Here is a 10,022-nt window from a genome sequence, read left to right as displayed (position 1 = left end):
TGAGTGTGGGCGATCAGGCGGTCAATGCCTGGTTCCATGCCACAGTACCGCGTTCTTCAGGTTTTAATAGTCTGCCGATGGATCAGCTGACCAATGCGTCCACCTTAGTTACCATGTTCCTGATGTTTATTGGTGGTGGTTCTTTAAGTACCGCAGGTGGCATTAAGGTCGGAACTTTTATGATTGTAGTGATTAGTGTAATTAGCTACCTACGGCGTGAAGATGAAATTCGTTTATTCAAGCATTCGATTCCAGAGAAAACCACTTTTAAAGCGTTGGCAGTGGTCTGTATTACCGCCCTCTTGATTGCAACCGGCTTTATGAGTTTACTTATTCTGGAGCCAGATCAGGACTTTTTGGATCTGTTGTTTGAAACGGTTTCTGCCGCATGTACTGTTGGGTTGTCTCGTGGCGTCACTTCTGAATTACAGCCAGCCAGTCTGTTGATTCTGATGCTGTTAATGTTTGCAGGTCGTTTAGGCCCTTTGACCTTGGCCTATTTTATTGCCACACCGAAAAAGAGCCGCCTTAAACATCCACCTTCAGAAATTCAGGTTGGGTAATTTCGATATAAAACAAAAAATCCATGTCAGCACGTGGATTTTTTGATGATAATGCTTGTTAGAACCAGTTCATCAACGAAACACCCAAGCCGACATACGTCGCCTTATGGTTATAGTCGATCAGGCTTTCACCGTAGCCATCAAACAGCTGAAAATGTCCACGCAGACGACCACTGATCGGGAATGACCAGTCAAATTGCGCTGCACCACGACTGTCATCACCGCCTTTTAAGGTATGTCGCAACATAAGTGAAAAGTCATGATCTTTCCAGCGATAAAATGCAGTCAAATCGCCACGACCGACATAGTCGACGATATCCGGATTGTTATCATCTGGCAGGTCTTCTTCAAAACGATACCAGGGACGTAGCATCAGGGCAAAGTTATTACGCTCAAAGCCCAGATTCAGCATCACCCGGTTCCAGCTACGTGATAGTGGATCGGAACGGCCATTGGACTGATGATTAATGGTCAGACCTAGCATACGCCAGTCCAGACCAAATAAATCGTAATTGGTTCGGAATACAATACTGGCTTCTGGTTCATAATTGGTTTCACGGAATGGACGTGATTCTTCAGAGTTATATACCTGCCAGCGTGAAGACTGGGTATACGCCAGCCAGATATCACCATTATTACCAAAAATATTTTCTACTGCTTTGGTTTTTAGTGAAAGCTGAAGATTGGCTTCCATGGATTTCAGGTTCTGATCTTCTGTTACCGTATTACGTTCATTCGGACTTTCAGGAAACTCATTTTTCTCGGAGGTCCAAAATCCTGGCAATACATACACCGGCTGATAAGAACGGATATTCCAGGTACCCAGTTTACTTTCCGGTGAAAGTTCCCAACGGCTGTCCAATAAAGACAGGTTCGGTTTCAGTGGCGAGCCTTCACTGACCGTTACCGTAGAAACAGTTTTATCAATTCTAGCTTTCAGGTTATCGGGTTCAGGCGCAAGTTCAGCAGCTGCGCGACGTTCAGATACCAGTACCACTCTTTCAGCTTCTGGTACTTTGAACAAAGCATCATAACACGCTAGACGTTCTGCACTGGTTTCTACCGCGGCACAGGCCTCAGCCGTTGCTGGCATCGGACTGCTGGGGATAGTCGTTTGATTTTCTTCTGCATACACCTGCGCCCCACCCATACAGCCCAGCAAAATGCTCAGCTGCAAAGTTGGGCGCTTAAACGAATTAAGCGCCATTCAATTTTCCTTTTTTATTTTATTGAACTTGTTGAATTACAAATCCGAGCTGTTCCAGTGCTTCACGTTTTGCCACGGGTGCAACCACAGCACGCGACGGCTGTTGTTCTATCAGATATTGCTGAGCCACACGCTTCAGGTCTTCCAGCGTCACATTGAGCAGACGTTCACGTAACTGCTTACGGAATGCTGGAGTACGCTGATGCAGGTAAGCATAACAAGCTGTAATTGCCTCACCTGCTGGTGAACCCGGCTTATCCATGCTGGCAATCAGACCCAGAATCGCTTCTTCCAGTTGATGTGGCTGTTGTTCCGCATTTAATAGCCACTGAACACTTGCATTAAAGTCCTTGAAAGTCTCTGCTAAACGTGGATCACGGTAGCTGTAGAAACGGAATGAACAGGCATTACCGTCATAGCTGGCACCGCCACCATAAGCACCGCCTTTTTCACGGATCGCACTATGCAGGTATCCATTACGCAAATAACCTGCCAAGACCATCAATGGTGCTGCATCTGGATGAGATACTTCTACTGCCGGATAAGCTGCTGCACAGAACTGAACATTGGCCTGAATCAGCCATGCCTCATCTGCTTCATTCAATACTTTTTCAGTTTGAGCAAGTTGTACCGGATTACGGTCCACAGCAACTTTATCCCAAACATTCTGAACTTCTTCTACCAGATGGTCCGCTTGCGGTTCTTCACAAACCAGTAAGAACTGTTTTGGAGCTTGCAGTAAAATACGATGAATGCGTTTCAGCTCTTCAATCATGGCATCGTAAGCAGCTTCATCTTTCTCAATCTGAGCAACCAGATTCATCAGCCAGTTCAATGCACCAAGACCAGTGTTATGATAATCACGGGTCGCTAAAGCACTGTGCTGACGTGAAGCTACCTGCATCGCATAGCTATGTCCTGAGCCCGAAATACGCGAATGCCAGCGTGTTTTACGCTGTTGCAGCAATTCGATAATACGGCCTTTTTCATCAAAACGAAGCTGCTCAAAACCGGTTTTCAGCAACTGAATCGCTTGCAGGTTATTTACCAGAGATTTAGTTGTGAGCGTTAACCAGGCAGAAATCTTATTCTTGTCATCTACTTTTGAACGTAATGAAGCTCCCATACCCAATCCGCCGCTAACAGCAGTCTGGATTTGCTGGAATTCAAGATAATCATATTCGCCCGCACCGACTTCACCGACCAGAATCGACAGCAGGTTAAAGTATGGTGATTGCACCACTTCGTCAGGAATCTGTACCAAGACTTGTTGGTAATAAATACCATTGGTACCAGCATAATAAAGGTTTAATGGCGTATCGATGCCATTGGAAATTACTTCACGCAACTGACCTTGTACGATTTGCATTTCAGCAGGCACATCTTCCAGGCCAACCTTAGGTAACAGGTTCAGGTCATCCGGTGTATCCTGGCGGACTTTTAAAGCTTCAGTCTGCGCAACGATTTCAGCTTTTTGTTCTTCAGTCAGTGTTTTGCCAATTTCTGCCAGTCGTGCTTTTTCCGCTTCGGCCTCTTTGGCAGATTTGGTCGCATCTGGAACCAGTGTCAGTTGCACACGGTGCGGGTTATCAATCAGATGTTCTTTGATCAGATTAGACAGCCACATCGGGTCTTTCAGTTCTTCTTTAACTGCGGCAATTGCAGAATCCACATCCCAGACTTCAACCGGATCACGGTGATGAATCGCGCTACCTAAACCGTTCAGGATCAGGCTTAAACCATATGGCGTACCATCACCATTGATTTCACGCTGATGCAATTCAATCTGATGCAGAATCGCATCTACTGCCTGCTGATCTACCGGTTTCGCAGCAACATCTTCCAGAATCTTGAATACGCCATTTTTAAATTCTTCAGCATGTTCTGGGTTTGAGCCTTGAACTGCGCAATAAAAAGTCATTTCAAAGTTAGAGTCATCAACCCCCATGAATGGGCCTGTTGCATCTGCATAACCACAGGTTTCTAAATAATGACGCAGTGGAGATGCCGAATCTTCTAACAGGATACCTTCTACTAGACGCATACCCAGACGAAGCTTGATTTCGCTTGCTTCCGGTAGTAACCAGGAAATCACATGATAAGTTTTATCACGTAAATCCTCTGCATCAACTGCATAAGTATCAGTCACGGATACCGGTGCAGACAAACGGGTTTCTGGCGTTGAGTATAAAGTCTCACCCTGTTCAAATTTAGACAGTGCCAAGTTTTCAAACTGTTCTTGCAGTTCATAAGCTGACTTGTTGCCAAAGGTCATGAATACCGCATTACTTGGATGGTAATGTGACTTATAGAAATCAACTAACTCCTGGTAAGTCAAATCAGGAATATCTTTAGGATCACCACCTGAGTTGTAGTGATAGGTGGTATCCGGGAACAGGTAATGCGCCAGCGTATGATAGAGCTGATCTGAAGGTGAACTCATCGCACCTTTCATTTCATTAAACACAACACCTTTGTAAACCGGTTCACCATTTTCGAGCTCAATACGGATCCCTTCCTGGGCAAAATCCAGCGGATTCAGGTTCGCTGCAAAAGCAGCATCCATATACACTTCTAACAGGTTCTGGAAGTCTTTATCATTCTGGGTGGCAAACGGATAAGCTGTCCAGTCCGCCGCAGTAAAGGCATTCATGAATGTGTTCAGGGAACGGCGAATCATAAGGAAGAAGGGATCACGTACCGGAAATTTTTCTGAACCGCAAAGCGCGGTATGTTCAAGAATATGCGCTTCGCCTTTAGAGTCCATTGGCTGCGTACGGAAAGCCACTAAAAAGACATTTTCATCGTGATTGGTTGCCAGGTGATAATGAATGGCGCCGGTCACATTATGTTTATATTCAGACACTAAAATGTCTAAAGCATCAACATGGTGTTGACGTACCAACTGAAACGCAGGATGTACAGTTTGTGAAATGGTTTCAGTGACATCTACAGTCATGCGATCTCCTAATTTTTAGATAAAAAACAACTGATCGCATTATAGCTGTAGTTTTTGTTATTATTCACGCTGAAAACCGATCATTTTGATCGAATTAAGTAAACTTGGTCATTTAGAAAATGAATCACCAAGTTTATGAACCGTATTTGTTAAATTGAAAATCGGCTAGATCAGATATTTAAAGTAATTATAATTCGGATGGTTTTCGACAAACACATAATTTTGCTTCTGGTAAAAGCTCGCCGCCAGTTTGGTTTCAGTATGCAGGCAAAGTGCAGAATAATGCGGACGTGCTAACTGTTCCAGATAAGCCAGTAATTGCTTGCCTACTCCATGCTGGCGATATTTCGGATGTACATAGAAACGACGTACACGGCCAATACGCTCTTCCACACCATCTGGTCCCCATTGCTGGTTCAAACCGCCACAAGCAATCAGCTTGTTTCCATCATAAGCCACAGCAAGATATTCATTATCTTTACTGAAGGAGTTTTTTCCTGTGCGATATTCTTCAACTAATTTCTCAATTAAATCATAGCCTTCCTTTTTTGCCAGAGCAGCAAAAGTTTCGATTTGATCTGGTAATTGCTCGGCTTTTACGATTTTAATATCCATATATACACACTGTCAGAAATTGTAGTCTCGGCTCAACCTGCATTTGCATGAATATGCAGTTACAGGTGATATAACACTTATAAATAAAATCCGCTATTTAAATCAATGGCACGACCGCAGGATTACGAAATTTATCTGCTTTAATTCGACCAAAGTGCGAAATGAATGCCTTACAGCATACCCTAAAACTTTTTGAAAATGATTCGACACCCTATAGCAAACCTGAGCATTCGTGTAAACTTATGACTTTCGTTTTTTGAATGTGGCTCTCTGACATGGCAAATGTTGATCTTTTTGCAATTGGTAATGCGCTAATTGACCAGGAATTTAAAGTATCTGACGACTTTTTAACTGCACACAACCTGCAAAAAGGCACCATGCAACTGACTGATGGTGAAACACAAGCTGCGCTGTATGAGAACCTGAAAGCCACGCAAAACTATAAAGGCCAGGCTTCTGGTGGTTCAGCTGCAAACACGACTGTGGCTTTTGCTGCGCTCGGTGGTTCAGCTTTCTATGCCTGCCGTGTCGGGAATGATGATCTGGGTCAAATCTACCTGGATGGTTTAAATGAAGCCGGCATACAAACTACAACCCGTTCAATCAGTGAAGGGATTACTGGTACCTGTATGGTACTAGTAAGTCCAGATTCAGAACGTACCATGCATACTTATTTGGGAATCACTGCGGAACTGACTGACGTTCAAATTGATTTCACACCTCTCAAAACTGCAAAATGGCTATATATCGAAGGTTATCTGTCGACTTCAGAAACTGCTCGTCATGCTGTAGAACAGGCACGTACCATTGCCCGTGCCAGTGATGCGAAAATTGCTTTAACCCTGTCTGATCCAGCCATGGTGCAATATGCACGTGCCGGCCTAGACGAAATGATTGCAGATGGCGTAGATCTATTGTTCTGTAATGAACAGGAAGCGTTGATGTACACTGAGACTGAAACGATTGAAGCCGCTTTAGTTAAATTGCAAGAAATCAGCCAACACATTGTCATTACATTGTCAGCCAAAGGCGCGTTGATCTGCAATGAAGGTCAAAGCTTTACTGTACCAGGTCGTGCTGTAACTGCAGTTGATACCAATGGTGCTGGTGATGCCTTTGCCGGTGCTTTCCTGTATGCACTGAATGCAGGCCTAGGCTGGAAAGTTGCAGCTGAATTGGCAATTCTGATTTCAAGTCAGGTGGTTTCACAATTTGGCCCACGTCTGGCCATTGCTGACTATGCTGCGTTATTGGAAAACTTCCAAAAGGAATGCGCTTAATGTTTAAAATTTGCATGACCGAAGACATCCCGGAACGTGAAGCACGTTCTTTTGAAACGCCAAATGGCGACACCATTTTCATTACTCAACGCGATGGTATGTTCTATGCTTACCAGAACCTGTGTCCACACTTGCAGGTTGAACTGGAGTTTCTGGAAAACCAGTTTCTAGATCGTGATCAGGAATTTATTGAGTGTTCAACCCATGGTGCTTTATTCCTGGTTGAAACCGGAGAATGTATTTCTGGTCCATGTCAAGGTCAAGCACTTGAAAAAGTAGAGATTAACGTGCATTCTGATGGTGGGATTTACCTCACAGAATAACTCTGAAATTGGACGCTACCATGCCGGCATTTTTCGTAGACTATAACTTGATGCCTTTTCATTTAAGTTTATTCGCTGTGATTTTGCTGGGCGTGGTAGAAACCTTAGGTTATTTATTTAAAATTCGCCCGACGAAATTTTTGAAACAGATTTCCCCTTTCTACTTCCGCAATCTCGACCTGCTTAATGTTAAATTTTCGAAAATTTTAATTGTATTTTTCCTGCTGATGAATTTCAGTGTTGCCGGTTATGTGCTGCAACTGCTGATCTATTCTCAGGAACAGGAATTTCTACCGGCGTATTACCTGATTATTCCTGCGTTGATTATTGCAATTTTTTTTACAGTATTTATGATTCACTGTCTGGATCAGGTGATTCCACCTAAATACAAAAAGCACCATGTCAATCTGATTGGTCGTCTGGCAACCATTTCCAGTGGTAATGCCCGTCCCGGATTTTCAGCTCAAGCCCGTGTAAGGGATGAATTTGGTCAGCTACATTATGTGCAGGTCGAACCGGAATTTGGTGAGCTGGAATTCCAATCTCAGATTATTTTAATACGTCTGCGCAAATCACATTATGTGGCCAAAAAAATTAGCAAATCTAATCGTCTGTTTAGCTTGGATTTGGAACACTCATAATTTATAAAAATACAAAAGAACCCGGCATTTATAGCCGGGCTTTTTTAAAAGAGATTATAGTTAACGCTTTAAGAAACCTGACACCATGTTCAGAACATTCTGAATATCATTATTGGCTTCCTGCTTGCTGGTTTGCTCACCCTGCGGAGTTAATGAATCAATAATCTGCGGTAAGACTTTGGAAATGGCGCTATATACATCCTGCTTTGGGGCATGCACCTGCTCAGCCACCTGTTCCACCTCCTGATCATCAAATAACAGCTGTAACTGCTGGTTATCCACGGGCGCATTCTCACCAGGACCTGTAGACACCCAGTCATCAACCTGACTGTTTAAGCCTTGACCTTTAAGCTTATCCAATGCTCCCTGTAAACCACCCTGCTTTTGAATCCAGGCAAGTACTAATGGCAGTACAGCAATAAGTAAGGTCTTGGTTCCACCTGCTCCGAATCCTGATGATCGAGGTTGCTGATGCGTCTGCTGATTTGACTGCTGCTGTGGCTGACTAGCACCACCCAGTTGACTCAGTACAGAACCTAAAATCCCACCCAAGCCGCCTTGCTGGGATTGACCAGTTTGATGCGTATTACCCGGATTTAACTGTCCAAGTACGGCACCAAGAATTCCACCCAACCCACCTTGTGACTGTTGCGACTGGTTTTGGGATTGATGCTGATTGGTATTCTGCTGTTGCTGACTACCGCCCAAGGCCTGCTTGGCCAGCATCTCCACAATATTACTGAGGTTTGTCATACTGCTTATCCTGTCAATCTTTCTTACAGCATACGTGCTGAACAGAAGGTTGAAATGGATGAATATGTTAATATTTGCAATGAAATTTAGTAGATTTTTTCCTTACCAGCGGAACTTATTCCAATTTTCCGGATTGGCCCAGAATTTGGAATTAAACCAGTCTGGTACATGCTTATAAGTCAGAATATTAAATTGCCATAGGGCAAAGTCGGCCTTATGTGTTGTTTTATCAATAAGTTGGGTTAGCCCTAAAGAACGGAGTAGTTTCTCATCCTGCAAACGGCTTACTACGACCAGACGTTTTGCAAATAAGTCACGCAGCTTGACCAATATCTGACTGATCAATTGATCTGATAACTCACTCGTTTCAGGTGTATCTAGCATCACTACTCCCAGATCATAACGTTGCTGAAAAGGCAGACTTAAAAAGTCAGATACGCTAAAATAATGCCATTGAATGGACTGATTAAACTTGATCTGGGTCAAATCCTGACCAATACAAATCGCAGTTTTTATGGGCTGTTCCTGCGCAAAATCGTCTAGCATCGAAGTGATGACATTCTGTTCAGCCATAACAGCATCCTTATGATTTAAGTGAGTAATTTATATGGAACTTCAAGGCATTTGCCATAAAATGCATGCCGGTCTCAAGAACCTTAGTGTAACTGATCAAGATATACACAGGGCAAATGTTGAATATAAATTCATATTAGATCGTTCAGAAATTGATCTTCCATTTAGTCTGGGTCAAGAAATCGAGATCGACTGGACCGGTAATATCTACTGCGTGTCTTGTGGTACCAAAACATCAAAATCATTTTCTCAAGGTCACTGCTTCAAATGCTTTAAAACCAAAGCGTCTTGTGACATGTGTATTATGAAGCCCGAGAGCTGCCACTATCATTTAGGTACCTGCCGTGAAGACACCTTTGCGCATGAAGTATGTTTCCAGCCTCATATTGTATATTTAGCTAACTCTAGTGGACTTAAAGTCGGAATTACCCGTGTCAACCATATGCCAGGACGCTGGCTGGATCAGGGTGCAACGCAAGCCTTACCCATCATGAAAGTAGGTTCTCGTCGTCTTTCAGGTCAAATGGAAGTCATGTTCGGCACCCAGGTTGCCGATAAAACCGATTGGCGCAAACTGCTCAAAGGTGAGGCTGAGCCCCTTAACCTGATTGATATCCGTGACCAGCTGCTGGATGAATTCGAACCACAAATTACCAGTATTCGTGATGAATTCAGCATGAGTCTGGACTTTAATGAAAATGTCGAGATTCTGGAACAAGAACGCCCACGCGAGTTTATTTATCCGGTAGAAAGCTATCCTGAAAAGATCAAATCACATAATCTGGATAAAACCCCAGTGATCCGTGGCAAATTACAAGGTATCAAAGGCCAGTACCTGATCTTGGATACCGGTGTTATTAATATCCGTAAATATACCGGCTATGAAATTAAGGTTCGTGCTGAGTAAATCGAACTATTTAAAAAAGCGGGATAAAATGTCCCTCTTTTTTTATTTACTCATCAGGGAATTTACTACCAAAATTTAGAACACATTTCAGTATTTCAATGCCTCCTTGACTCTAAAGATGGCGTTCTTATAGAGCAAAAACTTTCCCAGAAAATAAAAAAAACCGGCTCGAAAGCCGGTTTTTTTTAAAGGAAAATCTGT

Annotated in this window: 10 protein-coding genes; 5 read left to right on the top strand and 5 right to left on the bottom strand. The window is 43.3% G+C overall.

Annotated elements, in window-relative coordinates:
• A partial coding sequence (locus tag B4033_RS11200) for a potassium transporter TrkG (RefSeq protein WP_286834037.1) occupies positions 1 to 563 on the top strand: 563 nt, incomplete at its 5' end.
• A gap of 58 nt (positions 564 to 621) precedes the next feature.
• On the opposite strand, the gene B4033_RS11195 is transcribed toward B4033_RS11200, so the two are convergent.
• From B4033_RS11195 to B4033_RS11185, 3 genes are all read right to left on the bottom strand, one after another.
• Positions 622 to 1,770 (bottom strand): phospholipase A, encoded by a 1,149-nt coding sequence (locus B4033_RS11195; protein ID WP_286834031.1) that lies wholly within the window; start codon positions 1,768 to 1,770, stop codon positions 622 to 624.
• Between the two features lie 19 nt (positions 1,771 to 1,789).
• Positions 1,790 to 4,729 carry an insulinase family protein gene (locus tag B4033_RS11190; protein ID WP_286834026.1) on the bottom strand — a complete coding sequence of 980 codons (2,940 nt, stop codon included), beginning with the start codon at positions 4,727 to 4,729 and terminating at the stop codon, positions 1,790 to 1,792.
• A gap of 165 nt (positions 4,730 to 4,894) precedes the next feature.
• Positions 4,895 to 5,344 carry a GNAT family N-acetyltransferase gene (locus tag B4033_RS11185; protein ID WP_004812759.1) on the bottom strand — a complete coding sequence of 150 codons (450 nt, stop codon included), beginning with the start codon at positions 5,342 to 5,344 and terminating at the stop codon, positions 4,895 to 4,897.
• Positions 5,345 to 5,619: 275 nt separating this feature from the next.
• On the opposite strand from B4033_RS11185, the gene B4033_RS11180 reads away from it, so the two are divergent.
• The 3 genes from B4033_RS11180 to B4033_RS11170 are packed head-to-tail and all read left to right on the top strand — an operon-like array spanning position 5,620 to position 7,588.
• Complete coding sequence (locus B4033_RS11180; protein WP_286834019.1) at positions 5,620 to 6,624, top strand: adenosine kinase; 1,005 nt, start codon at positions 5,620 to 5,622, stop codon at positions 6,622 to 6,624.
• A gap of 14 nt (positions 6,625 to 6,638) precedes the next feature.
• Positions 6,639 to 6,947, top strand: coding sequence for a Rieske (2Fe-2S) protein (locus tag B4033_RS11175; RefSeq protein WP_008305220.1), 309 nt, complete (start codon positions 6,639 to 6,641; stop codon positions 6,945 to 6,947).
• A 20-nt stretch (positions 6,948 to 6,967) separates the two neighbouring features.
• Positions 6,968 to 7,588 carry an OB-fold-containig protein gene (locus tag B4033_RS11170; protein ID WP_076753468.1) on the top strand — a complete coding sequence of 207 codons (621 nt, stop codon included), beginning with the start codon at positions 6,968 to 6,970 and terminating at the stop codon, positions 7,586 to 7,588.
• Positions 7,589 to 7,648: 60 nt separating this feature from the next.
• Here B4033_RS11170 and B4033_RS11165 read toward each other — a convergent pair whose 3' ends face one another.
• Together B4033_RS11165 and B4033_RS11160 are read right to left on the bottom strand one after the other, a co-directional pair.
• Positions 7,649 to 8,341, bottom strand: coding sequence for a YidB family protein (locus B4033_RS11165; protein ID WP_286834011.1), 693 nt, complete (start codon positions 8,339 to 8,341; stop codon positions 7,649 to 7,651).
• A 102-nt stretch (positions 8,342 to 8,443) separates the two neighbouring features.
• Positions 8,444 to 8,914: a DUF6231 family protein gene (locus B4033_RS11160; RefSeq protein WP_004894508.1), complete on the bottom strand. Its 471-nt coding sequence runs from the start codon at positions 8,912 to 8,914 to the stop codon at positions 8,444 to 8,446.
• Positions 8,915 to 8,948: 34 nt separating this feature from the next.
• Between B4033_RS11160 and B4033_RS11155 the strand changes: the two genes are divergently transcribed.
• Positions 8,949 to 9,821, top strand: a complete 873-nt coding sequence (locus B4033_RS11155; protein WP_004894506.1) for a DUF2797 domain-containing protein — start codon at positions 8,949 to 8,951, stop codon at positions 9,819 to 9,821.
• Positions 9,822 to 10,022: the final 201 nt, after the last annotated feature.

Origin of the sequence: Acinetobacter sp. UBA3132 (genome assembly GCF_002364825.1) — a bacterium.
Classification (GTDB): Bacteria; Pseudomonadota; Gammaproteobacteria; order Pseudomonadales; family Moraxellaceae; genus Acinetobacter; species Acinetobacter schindleri.
This window is presented reverse-complemented; position numbering and strand designations above follow the sequence as displayed.

Bases quoted from the DNA above. Each gene is read 5' to 3' on its own strand.
- B4033_RS11155 (WP_004894506.1), top strand. From the start codon at position 8,949: ATGGAACTTCAAGGCATTTGCCATAAAATGCATGCCGGTCTCAAGAAC.
- B4033_RS11165 (WP_286834011.1), bottom strand. From the start codon at position 8,341: ATGACAAACCTCAGTAATATTGTGGAGATGCTGGCCAAGCAGGCCTTG.
- B4033_RS11185 (WP_004812759.1), bottom strand. From the start codon at position 5,344: ATGGATATTAAAATCGTAAAAGCCGAGCAATTACCAGATCAAATCGAA.
- B4033_RS11160 (WP_004894508.1), bottom strand. From the start codon at position 8,914: ATGGCTGAACAGAATGTCATCACTTCGATGCTAGACGATTTTGCGCAG.
- B4033_RS11170 (WP_076753468.1), top strand. From the start codon at position 6,968: ATGCCGGCATTTTTCGTAGACTATAACTTGATGCCTTTTCATTTAAGT.
- B4033_RS11175 (WP_008305220.1), top strand. From the start codon at position 6,639: ATGACCGAAGACATCCCGGAACGTGAAGCACGTTCTTTTGAAACGCCA.
- B4033_RS11195 (WP_286834031.1), bottom strand. From the start codon at position 1,770: ATGGCGCTTAATTCGTTTAAGCGCCCAACTTTGCAGCTGAGCATTTTG.
- B4033_RS11180 (WP_286834019.1), top strand. From the start codon at position 5,620: ATGGCAAATGTTGATCTTTTTGCAATTGGTAATGCGCTAATTGACCAG.
- B4033_RS11190 (WP_286834026.1), bottom strand. From the start codon at position 4,729: ATGACTGTAGATGTCACTGAAACCATTTCACAAACTGTACATCCTGCG.